This is a genomic window from Mobiluncus sp. (genome assembly GCF_985070215.1).
Genome location: NZ_CFKZQR010000020.1, coordinates 15,209 through 31,513, shown reverse-complemented (window position 1 = coordinate 31,513; position 16,305 = coordinate 15,209). Strand labels below are relative to the sequence as shown.

General features: G+C 58.4%; 18 protein-coding genes and 1 pseudogene. 9 read left to right on the top strand and 10 right to left on the bottom strand.

What is annotated here, in order from left to right:
- Positions 1–255: pseudogene (locus AC5LBQ_RS05455) on the bottom strand (hypothetical protein); the annotation flags it as partial.
- A gap of 145 nt (positions 256–400) precedes the next feature.
- Between AC5LBQ_RS05455 and AC5LBQ_RS05450 the strand changes: the two are divergent.
- Positions 401–1,237: a hypothetical protein gene (locus tag AC5LBQ_RS05450; RefSeq protein ID WP_493264856.1), complete on the top strand. Its 837-nt coding sequence runs from the start codon at positions 401–403 to the stop codon at positions 1,235–1,237.
- A 27-nt stretch (positions 1,238–1,264) separates the two neighbouring features.
- On the opposite strand, the gene AC5LBQ_RS05445 is transcribed toward AC5LBQ_RS05450, so the two are convergent.
- Positions 1,265–2,824 (bottom strand): ATP-dependent helicase, encoded by a 1,560-nt coding sequence (locus tag AC5LBQ_RS05445; protein WP_493264855.1) that lies wholly within the window; start codon positions 2,822–2,824, stop codon positions 1,265–1,267.
- Positions 2,825–2,998: 174 nt separating this feature from the next.
- Here AC5LBQ_RS05445 and AC5LBQ_RS05440 point away from each other — a divergent pair, with 174 nt between their 5' ends.
- A complete protein-coding gene (locus tag AC5LBQ_RS05440; RefSeq protein ID WP_493264854.1) occupies positions 2,999–4,015 on the top strand; it encodes a hypothetical protein in 1,017 nt (338 codons plus the stop codon).
- Here the strand turns inward: AC5LBQ_RS05440 and AC5LBQ_RS05435 are convergent, their stop codons facing one another.
- The gene (locus AC5LBQ_RS05435; RefSeq protein ID WP_493264853.1) at positions 4,016–5,533 is read right to left on the bottom strand and encodes a zinc-dependent metalloprotease; all 1,518 of its coding nucleotides are present in this window, start codon (positions 5,531–5,533) and stop codon (positions 4,016–4,018) included.
- An 18-nt stretch (positions 5,534–5,551) separates the two neighbouring features.
- Between AC5LBQ_RS05435 and AC5LBQ_RS05430 the strand changes: the two genes are divergently transcribed.
- The 5 genes from AC5LBQ_RS05430 (at position 5,552) to AC5LBQ_RS05410 (ending at position 8,942) form a co-directional block, all read left to right on the top strand.
- On the top strand, positions 5,552–6,769 hold the full coding sequence (locus tag AC5LBQ_RS05430; protein WP_493264852.1) for a YlbL family protein: 1,218 nt from the start codon (positions 5,552–5,554) through the stop codon (positions 6,767–6,769).
- A 12-nt stretch (positions 6,770–6,781) separates the two neighbouring features.
- Positions 6,782–7,555, top strand: a complete 774-nt coding sequence (rph, locus tag AC5LBQ_RS05425) for a ribonuclease PH (protein ID WP_297346881.1) — start codon at positions 6,782–6,784, stop codon at positions 7,553–7,555.
- A complete protein-coding gene (gene rdgB, locus AC5LBQ_RS05420; RefSeq protein WP_493264851.1) occupies positions 7,552–8,247 on the top strand; it encodes an RdgB/HAM1 family non-canonical purine NTP pyrophosphatase in 696 nt (231 codons plus the stop codon). Before rph ends, rdgB begins: the two co-directional genes overlap by 4 nt.
- Positions 8,248–8,473: 226 nt before the next feature.
- The gene (locus AC5LBQ_RS05415; protein ID WP_493264850.1) at positions 8,474–8,743 is read left to right on the top strand and encodes a hypothetical protein; all 270 of its coding nucleotides are present in this window, start codon (positions 8,474–8,476) and stop codon (positions 8,741–8,743) included.
- A gap of 34 nt (positions 8,744–8,777) precedes the next feature.
- Positions 8,778–8,942 carry a hypothetical protein gene (locus AC5LBQ_RS05410; protein WP_004008098.1) on the top strand — a complete coding sequence of 55 codons (165 nt, stop codon included), beginning with the start codon at positions 8,778–8,780 and terminating at the stop codon, positions 8,940–8,942.
- A gap of 18 nt (positions 8,943–8,960) precedes the next feature.
- Here AC5LBQ_RS05410 and murI read toward each other — a convergent pair whose 3' ends face one another.
- From murI to AC5LBQ_RS05390, 4 genes are all read right to left on the bottom strand, one after another.
- Positions 8,961–9,770 carry a glutamate racemase gene (murI, locus tag AC5LBQ_RS05405; RefSeq protein ID WP_282921872.1) on the bottom strand — a complete coding sequence of 270 codons (810 nt, stop codon included), beginning with the start codon at positions 9,768–9,770 and terminating at the stop codon, positions 8,961–8,963.
- Positions 9,771–9,788: 18 nt separating this feature from the next.
- Positions 9,789–10,607 (bottom strand): DUF2017 family protein, encoded by an 819-nt coding sequence (locus tag AC5LBQ_RS05400; protein ID WP_493264849.1) that lies wholly within the window; start codon positions 10,605–10,607, stop codon positions 9,789–9,791.
- A gap of 15 nt (positions 10,608–10,622) precedes the next feature.
- Positions 10,623–10,925 carry an ATP-dependent Clp protease adapter ClpS gene (gene clpS / locus AC5LBQ_RS05395; protein WP_282921874.1) on the bottom strand — a complete coding sequence of 101 codons (303 nt, stop codon included), beginning with the start codon at positions 10,923–10,925 and terminating at the stop codon, positions 10,623–10,625.
- Positions 10,926–10,997: 72 nt separating this feature from the next.
- Positions 10,998–11,147, bottom strand: coding sequence for a hypothetical protein (locus AC5LBQ_RS05390; RefSeq protein WP_491681151.1), 150 nt, complete (start codon positions 11,145–11,147; stop codon positions 10,998–11,000).
- A gap of 147 nt (positions 11,148–11,294) precedes the next feature.
- Here AC5LBQ_RS05390 and AC5LBQ_RS05385 point away from each other — a divergent pair, with 147 nt between their 5' ends.
- Entirely contained in the window at positions 11,295–12,632 is a 1,338-nt protein-coding gene (locus AC5LBQ_RS05385; protein WP_493264848.1) for a nicotinate phosphoribosyltransferase, read from the top strand.
- Here AC5LBQ_RS05385 and AC5LBQ_RS05380 read toward each other — a convergent pair.
- The 3 genes from AC5LBQ_RS05380 to AC5LBQ_RS05370 all read right to left on the bottom strand — a co-directional run bounded on the left by AC5LBQ_RS05380 (position 12,629) and on the right by AC5LBQ_RS05370 (position 14,609).
- Positions 12,629–12,937: a DUF3039 domain-containing protein gene (locus AC5LBQ_RS05380; RefSeq protein ID WP_282921877.1), complete on the bottom strand. Its 309-nt coding sequence runs from the start codon at positions 12,935–12,937 to the stop codon at positions 12,629–12,631. The genes AC5LBQ_RS05385 and AC5LBQ_RS05380 overlap by 4 nt on opposite strands.
- A 199-nt stretch (positions 12,938–13,136) precedes the next feature.
- Positions 13,137–13,421, bottom strand: coding sequence for an HU family DNA-binding protein (locus AC5LBQ_RS05375; RefSeq protein ID WP_004008105.1), 285 nt, complete (start codon positions 13,419–13,421; stop codon positions 13,137–13,139).
- 216 nt (positions 13,422–13,637) lie between these two features.
- Entirely contained in the window at positions 13,638–14,609 is a 972-nt protein-coding gene (locus tag AC5LBQ_RS05370) for a diaminopimelate dehydrogenase (RefSeq protein WP_493264847.1), read from the bottom strand.
- A 279-nt stretch (positions 14,610–14,888) separates the two neighbouring features.
- Here AC5LBQ_RS05370 and AC5LBQ_RS05365 point away from each other — a divergent pair, with 279 nt between their 5' ends.
- Complete coding sequence (locus AC5LBQ_RS05365) at positions 14,889–16,277, top strand: sodium-dependent transporter (protein ID WP_493264846.1); 1,389 nt, start codon at positions 14,889–14,891, stop codon at positions 16,275–16,277.
- Positions 16,278–16,305 lie beyond the last annotated feature (28 nt).

Here is a 16,305-nt window from a genome sequence, read left to right as displayed (position 1 = left end):
GGCGGCCTCCCCGGTCTTGTGCAAAGTAAAGAGTTGACCGGTTTGCAGCTCTGTCAGGGGCTCGGCATGGGCATCAATCTCCCATACCACCCGCACGATCGCGGGAATCTCAGCCGGGACAGGAACCTGTTCAGACGCGGAGGGCTTGGGCTCGTCCCCGGCAGGGTTCGGGCTGGAGTTCCCATCCGGGGTAAAGGACATCCCCATTACGGTTCCGCCGGGAAAGTTCGTCAAAGGGTTGCTTGGTTCACTCATGATTTCTATTATCTCATCAAAAGTTGAAACTTCGGGGAACCAGCTAGGCGAGCGGGGACTGGGGGTAAAAACTTCCCGAATGGAAGAACACCAGGGTTTTGTGGAAAGATGGCATCTGAATACAAATTCGAGACTGAGGTGTTAAGTGAGTACAGGGCATCCCTCTAACGGTTCGTTCTTTGGCAATATTTTCGCCGGTCCTCCGGGGGGTGCCTCGCGTGGTCCGGGCGGAATGCAGCCGCCCCGTATGCCCCGTCCCGCCGCTGGTGGGGCGAATCCCGGTCCCCAGGGTGGAACCAAGACTTTGGGGATAGTTATCGCGATTATCGCGGTGCTCATCGCCGTGGTGGGAATCATGTCGCGGATTTGGGCGGAACTGGCCTGGTATCAGCAGCTCGGTCGGATTTCCGTGGTGTTGACGGCCTGGGGTTGGCGCATTGGCTTGGTGGTATGGGAGATTGATGCCCATGCCGAGCCCCTGACAGAGCTGCAAACCGGTCAACTCTTTACTTTGCACAAGACCGGGGAGGCCGCCGATATGCTGACGGGACACGCCCCAGATGAGCTGGTCGCCGCCATGCACGAAACCGCCGCGTCAGACCCCGAATCGTTGACGGCACTACCTTTCCAGCTACCCCATGACGATGGTTTGGATTTCTTACACCAGCTGGGACGCGTGGTGTGGAGCGATGAAATCGAAGGCGTGGCCGTACTCTACGAAACGGATGCCATGGTGACCGCCGAAGATATGGCTGATGCCCCCGCTGACCCCCAGGAACGGCAAGCCTTCCTAGAGAAAAAGACGGCAGGTCAGGAACGGTCCCGTTTTGTCGTGGCCGCCACCCGCACCGAAGCCTGGTCGATTGTTCACCCACACTTCGACACCGACCCGGAGCACATTGAACAGGGTCCGGCTTTGGTCGCGGATTTGCTGCAACTCATCACCAACGGCATCAACGGCGACCCGAACTCTGCCTCTTGACCTGCACTAAAGCTGACCAAACCCGGTCTAGTGCCTACCGGAACGCCGCGGCATTTCACTGCGGCGAGGCCAAAACGGCGCCAAGAAACGGCACGCCTCGCGCTCTTGGGCGGCTCCGTCGCGGCGGGCTTTGGCAAAAGACACGATGAGCCGGCTGCGCGCCCGCGTCACCCCGACATAGCACAGGCGGCGTTCTTCCTCGATAACCGCTGGGGTTTTGGCCAAGCTGATGGGTAGCAAACCTTCGCTGGCTCCCGCCAGAAACACCGCTTCCCACTCGAGCCCTTTCGCCGAGTGCAGGGAAGCTAAGGTCACGCCGCCGGGTTCGTCATCCTCCGTCTGCGCCCCGCTATCCGCGGTTCCTCCTGCAAGTTTCGTGACCTGGTCCTTGATTACGAAAGGAATTCGTTTCGCACCCAAAGCCACCCCGAATAGTGCAGCTTGGGCGTTGGTACGGAACAACACCGCAATCTGGCTGGGTTTCAGGCCCTCCGCCAGCAGGTCTTGAATACGGCGCGCGATTTCCCTTGCCTCGGTTTCATCGTCCGGGGCCGCGAACCAAGACACCGCCGGGCCGGATTCGCGTTGAGACACCAGCCGGACGGTACCGCCCAAAGGCTTGCCGTCCGCCCCTTTTGCCTGGGACAAAACCTGATTCGCCAAGTTCACAATCTGAGGGGTGGAGCGATAGTCCCGGATCAGTTCCACGACTTTCGCCTCGGGATAGGTCTGGGTGAACTCGGTTAAATATTCCGGGGTGGCGCCAGCAAAAGAGTAGATGGTTTGCGCCGCGTCCCCCACCACCGCCAGGTCGCGGCGGCGTCCCAGCCAGCTCATCAACAGGTAGTTCTGTAGCGGGGAGACATCCTGATATTCGTCCACCACGAAATATCGGTACTGGTTGCGGATTGTCCGCGCCACGTCCTCGCGCTCGTCCATCATGCCCGCGCACAGCAGCAAAATATCTTCAAAATCCAGCTGTTCCGCTGCTATTTTCGCATCCTCATAGGCGTCCAGCAGCTCCGCAACCCGCTCGGTACTCAAATCGGCTACGGCTTCGCGCCCTGCCGCCCGCGCCGTCGCGGCATAATGCGGCGGATCCACCAGCGACACCTTCGCCCACTCGATTTCCCCGGCTAACGCCCGTACCTGCGCTTTTCCGAGGTTCAGCCCCAATCGCATCCCCGCTGCTGTCACCAGGGTCGCTTTCAGTCCGGTCAGGGTCGGCATGGTTCCGCCCATGACTTGCGGCCAAAAGTGCTTGACCTGCGCCAGCGCCGCGGAGTGGAAGGTGCGTGCCCAGACCTGTCCCACACCCAGGCCTTCCAGTCTGGTTTTCATCTCTGCCGCGGCTTTTTGGGTAAACGTCAGCGCTAAGACGTTTTCGGGATCGACCTGCCCGCTGCGCACCCCGTAAGCGATGCGATAAGTAATCGCCCGGGTTTTCCCGGTGCCCGCCCCCGCCAGCACACACAGCGCCCCGTGCTGGTGCTGAGCAACCTCGCGCTGCTGTTCGTCCAGTTCATCGAGCAGTTGCGCAGCGCTGAGTTCCGCGCCGGACGGTGCAGCGTGGGGTTTGGTGTTCACGTTTACCTCCTCTCGATTCCGCGTTTCATTGCTCCCCCAAGTTTCCCACGCAGGACGACAAGGCACGAAACCGAGGGTCTGTCCAGCGCGGATACGAAGTTATCCACAAGTGCCGGATTGCTATTTGAGTTTATTATATATCTTTTGAGATGCTTTGAATAGAGGTGAGAGATTATGAAACTAAATGAGGGTATTCACTTGGTTAAGCTACCCAATGGTTCAGTCGAACTGTGCGCCGGGCTGGAAACCATGTTTTGTTTTCCGCAGTGTTCCGAAAAGGAGTTCCAGCTACTGCAACGCCTGGTGGCGGGCTGTACCCGCCCGGACTTGTCCGACTTTGCCAAAGCCTGCCGCATTCCCTTGACCAGAGTCTCGGAAATCCTGCGAGCCTTGGTTGACGTCGAACTGCTGCAGCTGCGCAGTCCCCGCCTACACGGCGGACCCGACGACGGATTTTGGTCACGAGCGGGAGGCGCCAAGATGCGTCGCGCCTACCGGAATCGCCAGGAACTGAGCGTTTCTCTCAATCGGGCCGACCGTATGGCTCAACTGTTGGCTCTGGAACTGGGCGCCGCCGGTATCGGCAAGATTCAAGTCCCCGCCACCACCCGCAGCCCCGAACCGGACTTGGAAACCGCCCTTGACACGCGGCACACCACGAAAGACCTGGTAGAACAGCGCCTGCGGCACGCCGCGGTCACGACCCGACGCATCCCAGCTGACTTGGCGGTACAGTTCAGCTGGGGTATTCCCGACCCAGTGGCGGCGCAAAAAGCGATGCAGGCCAATCAGCCGTATCTGGCGGTGGTGGCAGGTCATGATTTTGTCGAGGTCGGGCCGCTGGTTGTGCCCGGTTTGACCCCGTGCACGTCCTGTATCGCCCTGCACCAGGCCACAGAAGTGGCACACCTGGCAGAACGCGCCGCGAACCTGCACTGGGCAGCGTTTCCACGGGTGGAAACCGCATTGGCAGGCGCGGGTGCGGCGATTGCAGCGGCGCAAGCCTTAGCATTCTTAGATTGCCGTGCCCTGCACCCCGGTGATGTCACGCGTATCTCGGTGGACGGAATCGTCACCACGCGGCACTTCGAGGCTCACCCGGAATGCGACTGCAGTTACCTTCCGGTCGAGCTTGACGTTCCCCCGGAGCCGGCGTTTGCGAAGCGAGCCCGCGCGGTTACAGCCGCCTGATTAGGCGTCAGGAGTGGGATTTTCCGGACTGTCCGGATCTGTCCCCGGTTGACCGGAATCGTCGGGCGAATCGGCGTCGGGACGGTCTTGTGACACCTCCGCGTCACCTTCCGAATCAATGCCGGGCTCCAGCCCTTTGGCATATCCCAAAGTCCCTTGCAGCATAGCCTCCAAATCAGCTTCCAGCTGGTCTTTCGGGCCTTCTCCGGCCAGGCGCGCCACGAACTCGTCCGGGGCATCAAAGTCACTTTCCTCCGGTAGCAGGTCCGGGTGATCCCACAAACCTTCCGCGCCGGCTTCGCCGAGCTTGGCCACCAGTTTGGACCACAAGGCGCTGGCTTCACGCAACCGTTTGGGTCGCAGTTCCAAGCCGATGAGGGCGGCGAACGCTTTTTCGGCCGGTCCTCCGGTGGCACGGCGCCGATTCATCATCTCTCGCAAGGCTCCCATCTGGGGTAACGTCCCTGCCAAACAGCGCGTGGTCACCATGTCGACCCAGCCTTCCATAATTGCCAGCAGGGTCTCCAGGCTTTGTTTCGCGGCGGTTTGGTTATTGGTCTGGCTGGGAGTCAGCACCCCTTGCGCGATGAGTTTGTGCAGGGCGTCTTGATCCATCGGGTCCAGGCCCTGTAGGGCCGATTCCATCGCTTGCAAATCGAAGCTAATATCCCTGGCGTAGTCCTCAATCGCCTTGGTGACATGCATCCGCAGCCACGGCACGGCGTGATAAAGCCGCACATAGGCGGCCTCGCGAGTCGCCAGGAAGGCCAGCACCGGCTCGACTTCCAGGCTGATGTCGGCAGCGAACTTTTCCACGTTTTCCAGCACTATTGCCGCTTGATTCACCTCTGCAACCGGCAGCCCGATGTCGGTTGAACCAAAGCTCTCGGCCGCCAAACTCCCCCACGCCTGGCCAAACTGCAGCCCGAACAAGTTTGAACTCAAAACCCCCAGCAGGGAATCCAGATTCAGCGACGCCGGGTCGCCGTCCTTGGAAAACAGCCCCATCAGCTGTTGTAGTTCGGGCGGGCCGGAAGAAATCTCGACGTGTAAGTCGCCGTCAGCAATATGCGCAGACAGCGCCTGTTTCATGGACTCAGACGTTTTGGCAGCCACCGGGGTAACCAAGATTTTCCAGACTTCGGACGAGGCATCCAGCCACTTCGGTGCGGATAGTGCGGTATAGCTGGCAGGCGGCGGAGTGAGCGAAGTGACCGGGTCTAGGCGCAAATTAGCTTGAGACAGGGCTTGACGCACCCGGTCGGCATCAGCGGCAGTCACCACCCGGGTTGCCCCGCCCAGACGCCCCAGGGCAGTCATACGCGCCAAGTCCCAGTTCACCGGCTCATCGGAGCTGGACAGTAGGGACTGCAGCGGGAAAGCAAAAATACCCTCCCCTCCGGAAAACGCCGAGAACGGGGTGCCGGAACGGAGCTTTTCCTCCATCTCGCGGGCTTTTTCCTCGCCAAAGACCTGGCGCAGCATTTCGGCCCAGTCAGGCATCTCACTTTCATCCATGAGACTATAGTATCCGTGATGAACACCGATGCGCTGGATAAGGGAGCGGATACGCCTGCCCCCGAAGATTCACTGACGCTCGAATCCAAAACTGATTCGCCGCCAGAAGTCCCTGCTGACGCGCCCACTCGCCCCCGCTCCCGATGGTCTTTGAGCCGTTGGGTCCTGAGCTTTGCTCTCATCGTCCTGGGCGGGTATTTTCTGTTCCTCTATTCCTATCCTGTGGTCATCAACTATCCGGGACCGACCTTTGACGTGCTGGGCAAGGACGATAAGCAAACCCCCCTCATCGAGGTGAAAGGCGCGAAAACCTATCCAGACAACAACGGAGAACTGCGCATGACCACGGTTTCCTCCCTGGGGGGACCCGGCTCTATGGTCAGCGGTTGGGACCTGATTGTGGCGGCGTTTAGCCCAAATACCACCATCTTGCCCGAAGAAATGGTCTACCCCCGCAATGTCTCCAGCAAAGACATTAAGAAGCTCGGGGTGCAACAGATGGACCAATCCCAGCTCTCCGCCGAAGCGGTGGCGCTGGAATCCTTGGGGTATGACGTGAACATCACCTGGTCTGTCGCCGAGATCGCCAAAGACTCGCCCGCAGCCGGCATTTTACGTAAGAAAGACGTGGTGCAAACCATTGCCCGTCCCGGTCAAACCCCGCTGAAGGTCCACACTGTTGAGGACTTGCGCAAGTTCTTGGACACAGTGCCGAGCGGCGACACTGTTGAACTCGGTATCATCCGCAACGGCGAAGCCCAGACGGTGAGCATGAAAACCGCTCCGGTCAAGAAAGCGAACGGCAAAATCGGGAAAGGCTCGCAGCTCAGCATCTATTTAGCTTCGGACGTGGACGTTCCTCTGGACATCACTTTTCACCTTCAAGACGTGGGCGGACCTTCCGCGGGCACCATGTTTGCCCTGGGGATAGTGGAGCAGCTCACACCCGAACACCTGACCGGGAAATCGGTCATTGCCGGGACCGGGACTATCGACCTGGCCGGTAAAGTCGGCCCCATCAGCGGAATTGAGCAAAAGATGGCGGGAGCAAAGGCTGACGGAGCCAAGTTTTTCCTGGCCCCGGCCCAGAACTGCAACGAAGTTGTGGGCAACATCCCGAAAGGACTGACGGTAGCGAAAATCGGGACGTTTCCCGAAGCGCTGGACGTGGTGCAAAAGATACGCGATGGAAAGACCTCTGAGCTGCCCCAATGCACTCTCCCGACTCAGAAATAATAGACTGGGATTATGACTGAGATGATTGAGCGTGCAGACGGCCGCCGGGTGGACCAGCTCCGCGAAGTGACTCTACACATGGATTGGGTCAGTGCCCCGGAAGGGTGCGTGTTGGTATCTTGCGGGAACACCCGAGTGTTGTGTTCGGCCAGCTTGACGGAAGGGGTTCCCCGGTGGCGCAAGGACTCCGGTTTGGGCTGGGTCACGGCTGAGTACGCCATGCTCCCCCGCGCTACCGATACTCGCAATACCCGCGAGTCGGTCAAGGGGAAAATCAGCGGGCGCACCTCAGAGATTTCCCGGCTCATTGGACGGGCGCTGCGCGCTTCGGTGGATTACGCCGCGTTGGGTGAGAACACGATTGCGATAGACTGCGATGTTTTGCAAGCCGATGGGGGCACTCGCACCGCCTCGATTACCGGGGCTTGGATTGCCTTGCAGCGCGCCATCGCCGTGGGTAGGGACAACGGTTTTATTCCCGGCAATCCCACACGCGACTCGGTTTGTGCCATTTCGGTGGGGATCATTGATTCCACGCCGCGCCTGGATTTGCCCTACGAGGAAGATTCCCGTGCCGAAACCGACATGAATGTGGTGATGACAGGCTCAGGAACTCTGGTGGAGGTGCAGGGAACCGCGGAGGGCGCGCCGTTTAGCCGCGCAGAGCTGGACGCTTTATTGGATTTGGCCCAGGCCGGTTGCCATGATTTGACCAGATTGCAGCGCGCGGCAGTAGATAGTGCGCCCGGTGCGGTGTTGACGCTAACAGATGGAGTAATCGCGTGAGTATTTTGACTTCTGTGCCGGATTTACGGGATAAGGACGCTCAGAAACTGAAAGTGCCGCCGGAGGCACAGGTGGTGATGGCTACGGGCAATGCCCACAAGGTTCGGGAAGTAGAGGAGATTTTGCGTCCCTTGGTGCCGAGCCTGCACCCGGGAGGAATTGTCGCCTCGGGTACGCTGGGGGCTCCTGAACCGCGCGAGGACGGTACCTCTTTTTCTGCCAACGCCCTGATTAAGGCGCGTGCTCTAGCCAGTCTGGTGGACGTGCCGATTCTGGCTGACGATTCCGGTTTGAGCGTGGACATTTTGGGCGGCGCCCCCGGAATTTTTTCGGCTCGGTGGTGCGGACACCACGGGGACGACCGGGCCAACCTGGAACTGCTGTTGAACCAGCTGCAGGACATCGATGATGGCTATCGCACGGCGGCATTCATCTGTGCCGCGGTGCTGTTGGTCCCGGGAGGTGGAACATACCTAGGAAACGGGGTTATGGGCGGACGCCTGGTGCGGGAGCCGAAGGGCAAAAACGGTTTCGGATACGACCCGATTTTTATCGCGGACGGCCAGGATGTCACCAATGGCGAACTGAGCCATGAGGCCAAGAACACTATTTCACACCGCGCCAAAGCCTTCATTCAGATAGCTCCACAGCTCGAAGCCATGTTGGGAGTCCGCACCCGAATCACCCTGTGATTGCGCCGCGAGGTCCGGGAAAGCACCCCGCTGCGGAACACAAAAAACCACAATCGCCCCGATTGTCCTGACAAAGTCTGAAAATCGCCTGAAAGGATGGGGAATTTTTCTTTGATTTTCCCCCGAAGTCTAGCCTTTCGCGGGCCGAAATGGCACAATAATTAGTGAGGGCAAAGGATTGCCCTCGCGGAGTTGTTTAACTTCGCCAGAGTTTCAGGAGGAAAAAATGCTTTCAACTGATGTAGTCGGGGCTCTGAACCCCGCATTGACAAATCAGGCTTTCACGCGCCCTGCCCCGGAGCCGAGCGCGAAAGCAGAAAAGCCAGAACCCATCTCGAACACCTCGAAAACCGAGGCTGCGGCTACTGGTACTCACGGTGCGTTGAACGGCAATGTTGCTGAGTTCAAGCCCGTCGTTGGCGCCTCGCAACCGACCCACGCGGATTTGCCCCACACCTACAAGTCATCGAATTCGAACCTCGATGTCATGCTGTGACGGCTATCCAACGTACTAAGGAAAGGATGGAGCCATGAACCCGATTTCTGGTGCTGCGCCGATTATGGACGCAGAAACGATGAAAGCCCTGATGGTGACCGCGGTTGCCGCTCAGACAGCCACCGCGACAAAAGCTGCTACGGCAGCCGCTGCGCTAAAGGTCATGAACCCCCAAGGCGGTCTCGACGTTTACGCCTAAGGGTCAGTAATCTGATTCTCACACGCGCTCGACCGCGGTGACCTCTGGTCCCAAGAACCTGCGAGCCAGCCGCGTGAAAGTTTGTGTGTCCCCCGTTGCCAAGAACTGGTAGCGGGGGTTCGGTGTACCCGCGCAGTCCTCAGTGTTCAACCAGTCTTTGTCCAACAGCTGACGATAGACGTCATGGGCGGTTTCTTCCGCCGAGGACACCAGGGTCACCTCCGGTCCCATAACGTAGCTGATGACGCCGGAGAGGAGCGGATAGTGGGTGCAGCCCAGCACCAGAGTGTCCACCCCCGCGTCGCGTATCGGTTCGAGGTATTCTCGCGCCACCGCTAACAACTCTGGCCCCGAGGTGATACCGCGTTCCACAAAATCCACGAATGCCGGGCAGGCTTTCGCACTGACCTGCGCTTGCTGGTAAGCGTGCAAGGCACGTTGATAGGTTTCCGTTTCAATAGTGGTGTGGGTAGCGATGACCCCGATGCGTCCGTTTCGCGTGGCGGAAACCGCGCGATGCACGGCGGGCGAAATGACCTCCAGGACGGGAATCCCCAGGGCGTCATACTTTGAACGTGCCGCAAATACCGCCGTAGCCGATGCCGTGTTACAGGCGATGACCAGCATTTTTACCCCACGTTCCACGAGTTTGTCCATGACGTTCAGGGATAATTCTTTGACTCGTTCCACGGGTTTAGTGCCGTAGGGACTGTTGGCGGTATCCCCGATATAAATCACAGATTCTCCGGGTAACTGGTCGATGATGGAACGAGCCACGGTCAGCCCGCCCAACCCGGAATCAAAAATCCCAATGGGTGCGTTATTCACTATCAATTCCTTTGTGTTTCAACCGTCAACGGCATGCATCAACGTTTCCAGCCACCATGACAAAGCATTATAGATGCTGGCTATGGTGATTTCGTAAGCCGTGTAAACCCCTGCCTCCGGGTCAGATTCAGCCATCAGCTCGACTTCTTCGGCCCTAGTGTCGTTATCGATATCCAAGGACCAGCCCAGAGCCAGTCGCGCATCGTTGATGGCGGTAACCCACACTTTCAACGTCTCCGGTTTCACCACCACCGCACCGTCGCCGTTGGCGGCCCACCGCAGACTATCAGCGACCACTCGCATGGAGGCAGCCTTTTTCGCTGCCAAGTCCGGAGTGGTCAAGGCGCGTAGTTCCGCCGCTTCCTCCGGATCTTGGCTCATCGGGCGCAAGATTGCCGCAATGTAGGGGTTTGCCGGGCACGGACGCGGACCCAGGGGGTCAAAGTCCAGCGCCGCCAAGGTTTGGTCGTCGGTCATGCCCCGTGAGTTCGGTTCAAAGCCAGTGTTTCCTCGCTGGGGAGCGGCGGGTTCAGAAGTGCGTTCGCGGGGCTGTTCAGGTTCCGTCTCCGGGTCCTCGCTCGCGCCGTGCATTTCAGGACGGGACGAGATAGAAGATACCGTGTCCACGCCCAGGAGCTTCTCAAACATGAGAGTGTGTTCTTTCGGGGAGCTGGGATCCAGGTCCACCCCCATCATGTCCAGGACGTCGCGCTTTTCTTCGGCCTCCATCGCGTCAGCCAGTTCCTCGAAAATCCCCGCTAGCAAAGCCGCCTCATGCGGTTCAACCCTGCTGAACCACCCTTCTGAAGGCGCGTTCAGCGCTGCAAATGCACGCATCGTGTCCGGCTCCCCTCAATCGGCTTCCTGTTCGAGCGTCGCCCAAAGACCGTATTCGCTCATAGCCAACACATCGGCCTCCATTTGTTCACGGGTTCCGGCACTGACTACCGCCCGACCGTTAAAGTGAACTTCCTTCATCAGCCGCTCAGCGCGCTCGTGCGAGTACCCGAAATAGGTTTTGAACACCCACGTCACATAGCTCATCAGGTTCACGGCATCATTCCACACCACCGTGTTCCACTGACCGGGAAGCACCCGGTCCAGCTGGGCGACCGAGGACGGAGCGTATTCGGTACCGGGTTCGACAATACTCACGTTTTAAGGTTAAAGGTTTTCTCCCAGGCGCGCAGGATTACCGCGCCCCGAAGCAAAAACGCCGGGGCTATCCTAGAGCACCAGCAGACCTACCAAACCGGCCAGGAGCAGCACCACCAGGAGGGCGACAACGACCCTGGTCACCCGGCCGCTACCGAGCTTATGCGAGTTTGACACTCGGGGAACTACGTTTTTTCGAGAAGCAGCATCTTCCTTGCTCATAGCTTTATGCTACCGGCTCTCGCCGCCGGTGGCCGGGATTAACAGATTCTGGCTGGACCTACCCTCGCGGCACAGCAAAGGCGCTGAGCGCCAGGGAGCTTCTGGGCGAAAACGGAAAACCCGGCGTGCACGACTATAGTTATACCTATGAATACGCGCGAAACGACTTCTCTGCTGACCGATATGTATGAGCTGACCATGGTTGACTCCGCTTTGGAACACGGGATGGGGCAGCGCCAATGCGTGTTCGAAATTTTTACCCGGCGTTTTCCCTCCTCCCGGCGTTTTCTGGTGATGGCTGGAGTGGCGCGGATTTTGGAGGGGCTCAAGCGGTTTCGTTTCGATGACTCCCAACTAAAGTACCTGTCTGATAACAAAATAGTCGGGCCGACGACGATTAAGTTCCTGGAAAATTACGAGTTCTCCGGCGACATTTTCGGCTATCCCGAAGGCGAAGTATTCATGGTGAACTCGCCAATTTTGACGGTGCGCGGGACTTTTGCCGAAGCCTGCCTGTTGGAAACCTACCTGCTGTCGATTCTCAACTTCGACTGCGCGGTAGCATCTGCGGCGTCCCGGATGACTATCGCTGCTCACGGTCGGCCCTGCCTGGATATGGGCGCGCGCCGGGTGCATGAGCGGGCAGCAGTTTCCGCCGCCCGCGCCGCCCAAATTGGCGGTTTTCAAGGCACCTCTGACTTGGAGGCCGGAAAACGGTACGGGATTCGCGCTATCGGCACCGCTGCCCACGCCTTTACCCTGCTGTTCGAGGATGAAGAAGCCGCTTTCACCGCTCAGATTGAGTCGATGGGTCCGGACACAACGCTGCTGGTAGACACGTACAACGTGACCGCAGCAGTCGAGAAAGCGGTGCGGATTGCTAGAGCCGCCGGTGGGGAGCTGGGCGCGGTCCGTTTGGATTCGGGCGACCTGGTGGCGGGGGCGTTTAAAGTCCGCCAACAGCTCGATGATTTGGGAGCGACTTCCACCAAGATTACAGTAACCAACGACCTGGACGAATACGCTATCGCAGGTTTGGGAGCGGCTCCGGTCGATTCCTACGGGGTGGGCACCAAACTGGTGACCGGTTCGGGAATCCCGACTGCCGCCCTGGTTTACAAGCTGGTCGCCCGCGAGGACGCAAACGGAAATCTGGAATCTGTGGCAAAACAGTCAGCTGAGAAATCGACTCGGGGTGGGCTGAAGTGGGCGGGACGTGTCATCGAGGATCACACCGCCACTACCGAGCTGCTGGTGACGGCTCCGAACCGGGAGGCCGCCGCGAAATACTTGGCGAGCCGCGATGCCCGCCCGCTGCAAAAGGACTTCGTGGTCGGCGGGGCTATCGACAAATCTTGGATCGGCCCCGATGCCCTGCAGCGCACCCAACAGCGCCATATCGAGGCCCGTAATGAGTTGCCTTATCAGGCATGGCGCCTGAGCGAGGGCGAAGTGGCTATCCCCACGGAATACGTGGAACTTTAACTGTCAGAGCCGCCAAAGAAAGGCCAGCCAGGTTGACCGTTGTGGTCCCCATTCATGGATTTCATGATTTCTTTGCACGCCGGACAGATTGGGAAATTCTTCGGGTCACGCATCGGGACCCAGACTTTACCGCACAGGGCGATGACGGCTTGGCCGGTCACCGCCGAGGCGGTGATCCGGTCTTTGCGCACGTAGTGGGCGTAACGTTCGTTGTCGCCAGGGTTGCGTTTCAGCTCGGTTTCGGTGCGTTCCAGCACCGCCGTGCCGCCTTGAGTCAGGGGTTGGCCCGCAGTTGTTTCGCTCATGCCACCATTGTAACCGCCCTGGCAACTCGCGGGACACAACCCCGGTTGTTGCTAATTTGCGTTTAAATCGGGGTTGCTGGTCTATATAACCACCAACCCCGATTTAATCGCAGATTTCAAACCACCACCCAACAGAAAACCCGCATAAAAACAAAGCCGGCCGCCACTGGGGCGGCCGCTTTTGTACGAGATTAGTCGATTACTTGTTGGACACAGCCTTCTTAAGGGTGGAGCCAGCAGAAATCTTAACGCCGTAACCAGCGGGGATCTTGATTTCTTCGCCGGTGCGGGGGTTGCGGCCGGTGCGGGCAGCACGAGAAACGCGCTCCACGTTCATCAAACCGGTCACCTTGACGGTTTCACCCTTCTTAAGGGAGTCAATCAGGATTTCCTGGAAGGCAGACAGCGCACCGTCAGCTTCGGTCTTGGACAGGCCAGCCTTCTTAGCAATCTCAGCAACAAGTTCAGTACGATTCACAGACATGTGATTCCTTTCGGATAGATCGTCGATTTCACTTTGGTGAAATCCTCCATTAGAGACTACGCAAATTTAGCGCATTTGTCAGCGAGTTAGCAAACAATTCTTGATTTTTTCGCGGTGTTTTCCCCTTTGGATTCACTTGTTTCACAACGGTCACAAAAACACCACGGATTTAGCCCTGGCAGGGCACCAGGGCGGGCCGACACCGGGTACTTGCCCCTACAGCATTTCGCGGCGCAACTCCCCCGAATCACGGGGAGACAGCTCGCTGAGGGTCACGTCCAGCATGGTGAACGCCCCAGTTTCGCCTCGGGCGGCTTTCCGGGCGCACGCCCGCGCCGCTGCGACCAACACGGAGCCGGTGAACTCGGGGTTGGAATCAAGTTCCAGGCTAAACGTCAAGGATTGCCGGACCTCCGGCGAAGTGCAGCCGGTGCGAATGACCCGGCCGGCGTGGGGCATCCCGCTGTGGTTTTGCGCCATCTCCGCGGCAGTAATAAAAGTCACGGTGGTGTCATAGTCGGCAAAATAGTTGGGCATGGCTTTGATTTCCGCTTCAATCCGGGCGGTATCTGCCCCGGGCTCGGCCACCACGAAACACTCACGGGTATGCATCTGGCGAGCGCTATGTTCCCCGGCATGCCCCGCCTGCACCGCCGCCACGGTATCGGGGACAGGAACGGTGTATTGGCGGGCATCCACTACCCCATCCAGGCGACGAATCGCATCGGAGTGCCCTTGTGACACCCCACGTCCCCAAAAGGTAGTGGTGCACCCTGAGGGCAAAACGGCGTCACTCAGCACGCGCAACATGGAGAACAGCCCCGGATCCCAGCCGCAGCTGATGATGGCGCAGTGTCCCGCGGCCTGGGCCGCCGCATCAATGCGGGAAAAATATTCAGGAATGCGCGCGTGGGTGTCAAAGGAATCCACGGTGTGAAACCACTGGCTGGTCGCGACTCCCTGTTCCATCAAGTCCGTGGCAGAGCCGCCGCAGTTAATGCAAACATCGATGTCATCGGTGTAATCGGGCATATCCTCCACGCTGGCCACCGGCGCGCCAAGAGTTTTCACCGACTGGGGATTACGGCGGGTAAACACTACCGCCAGCTCTAAATCCGAGGTGAGCCCCAGAGCTTTTTCGACGCCGCGTCCCAAATTGCCATAACCGTTGATTGCTACGCGCTGCATTGATTGACCTTACTTTCAGATAACAATTTTTCGATTATCCTACAAATCGGGCATATCCCCTGCAAGTTAGCGTATCAATACGTGACACACCGCCCTGATTACCAGACTGACTCACCCCTGACCGTACCTCGAGCGCATCCCGGACAAAACCCGAAATACGGTCTTTCCGGTTTTGGAATGTAAGATTTTCTGCGGAGAGAACCTGCGGTGAGTTTCAATAACCGAAATGCCTCCGGCTGTCCCCACCGCAAAATCGAGAGAACAAAAAGGAAGATTATTTTGGTAGATGTCAGTGTGGTCCCCGAGCAGAGAGCCTCGTGGTCAGGAAAACTAGGTTTCGTCCTCGCGGCAGCCGGTTCAGCGGTCGGACTGGGCACTATCTGGCGTTTCCCTTACCTGGCGGCGCACTACGGCGGAGGCACGTTTATCTTCGTGTTCTTTATCTTTATGCTGACCCTGGGTGTTTCGCTGCTAATTTTGGAGATTTCACTTGGGCGAAAAACGGGCGAGTCCATCATTGCTGCCTTTGCTTCTTTCGGGAAAAAGTACCGGTTCATCGGCGTGTTTATCGCCGCGGTTCCTTTCGTCATCGCCTCGTTTTACGGGGTGGTTGGCGGTTGGGTGACCCACTATATGTTCGCTTACGCGGCTGGCATGACAAAAGAGCTGGCTGACGGGGGCGAGAGCTTCGGGGCGTTTATCTCTGACGGTCCACAGTCCGTGGCGTTCATGCTGCTGTTCGGAGCGATTTCGTTCATCATAGTGGCGCTGGGAGTCAACGGCGGGGTGGAACGTGCCAACCTGATTATGATGCCGGCGTTGATTCTGGTTTCGCTGTTGATTGGCATCTTTACTTTGACCCAGCCCGGCGCTCTGGAGGGCCTGAAATACTTCGTGGTCCCCGATTTTTCTAAGTTTTCACTAGAGCTGCTCATCGCCGCCCTGGGCCAAACGTTCTTTGGTCTGTCACTGGCCGCGGCGACGATGGTCACTTACGGGTCTTACATGAAAAAGGACGTCTCCATTACGTCCTCGGCTTTCCAAACGACCACCACAACGCTGGGGATCAGCCTGTTAGCGGGGCTGATGATTATCCCCGCTACGTTCGCGACCCTGGGTTCCGCTGACGAGGTGGCCAAGAATTCGGGGCCGTCCCTGATGTTCTTGGTTATCCCGAAGGTGTTTGAAAAGTTTGGTGGCATCGCCACCGTCATCGGTTTCGTGTTTTTCCTGCTGGTCATGTTTGCGGCTCTGACCAGCATGATTTCCCTGGTTGAGGCCTGTGTATCCATTCTGCAAGACACCTTGGAATGGAAACGGCGCAAGGCGTTGTTAGTCACCGTTATAGTGCTGAGCGCTACGGGAATCATCGTGACCCTGGGCTACAGTTCACTGTCCTTTATCCAGCCTCTCGGGGCCGGTTCAACCATACTGGACTTCCTGGACTTCTTGACCAGCTCGGTGATGATGCCTCTGGGCGGATTGCTGATGTGCCTGTTCTTTGGGTGGATACGCAAACCTGAAGTCCTCATCGACGAGGTGCGTGTCTCCGGGGACTTCAAGCACTCGGGGCTGTGGAGCGTGATGATTAAATACATCGCTCCTATCCTGCTGGTGGCCATCTTTATCACCAGCGTGCTGAAAACGTTTGGCGTTATCAGCTTCTAAATATAGTTTTGCCTCCGGCGAGTCACTC

Coding starts and splice junctions, on each gene's coding strand:
- AC5LBQ_RS05430 (WP_493264852.1), top strand. CDS start 5,552: ATGAACACCGATGCGCTGGATAAGGGAGCGGATACGCCTGCCCCCGAA.
- AC5LBQ_RS05440 (WP_493264854.1), top strand. CDS start 2,999: ATGAAACTAAATGAGGGTATTCACTTGGTTAAGCTACCCAATGGTTCA.
- AC5LBQ_RS05385 (WP_493264848.1), top strand. CDS start 11,295: ATGAATACGCGCGAAACGACTTCTCTGCTGACCGATATGTATGAGCTG.
- rph (WP_297346881.1), top strand. CDS start 6,782: ATGACTGAGATGATTGAGCGTGCAGACGGCCGCCGGGTGGACCAGCTC.
- AC5LBQ_RS05370 (WP_493264847.1), bottom strand. CDS start 14,609: ATGCAGCGCGTAGCAATCAACGGTTATGGCAATTTGGGACGCGGCGTC.
- AC5LBQ_RS05375 (WP_004008105.1), bottom strand. CDS start 13,421: ATGTCTGTGAATCGTACTGAACTTGTTGCTGAGATTGCTAAGAAGGCT.
- AC5LBQ_RS05400 (WP_493264849.1), bottom strand. CDS start 10,607: ATGCGTGCATTTGCAGCGCTGAACGCGCCTTCAGAAGGGTGGTTCAGC.
- AC5LBQ_RS05380 (WP_282921877.1), bottom strand. CDS start 12,937: ATGAGCGAAACAACTGCGGGCCAACCCCTGACTCAAGGCGGCACGGCG.
- AC5LBQ_RS05415 (WP_493264850.1), top strand. CDS start 8,474: ATGCTTTCAACTGATGTAGTCGGGGCTCTGAACCCCGCATTGACAAAT.
- AC5LBQ_RS05390 (WP_491681151.1), bottom strand. CDS start 11,147: ATGAGCAAGGAAGATGCTGCTTCTCGAAAAAACGTAGTTCCCCGAGTG.
- AC5LBQ_RS05435 (WP_493264853.1), bottom strand. CDS start 5,533: ATGGATGAAAGTGAGATGCCTGACTGGGCCGAAATGCTGCGCCAGGTC.
- AC5LBQ_RS05410 (WP_004008098.1), top strand. CDS start 8,778: ATGAACCCGATTTCTGGTGCTGCGCCGATTATGGACGCAGAAACGATG.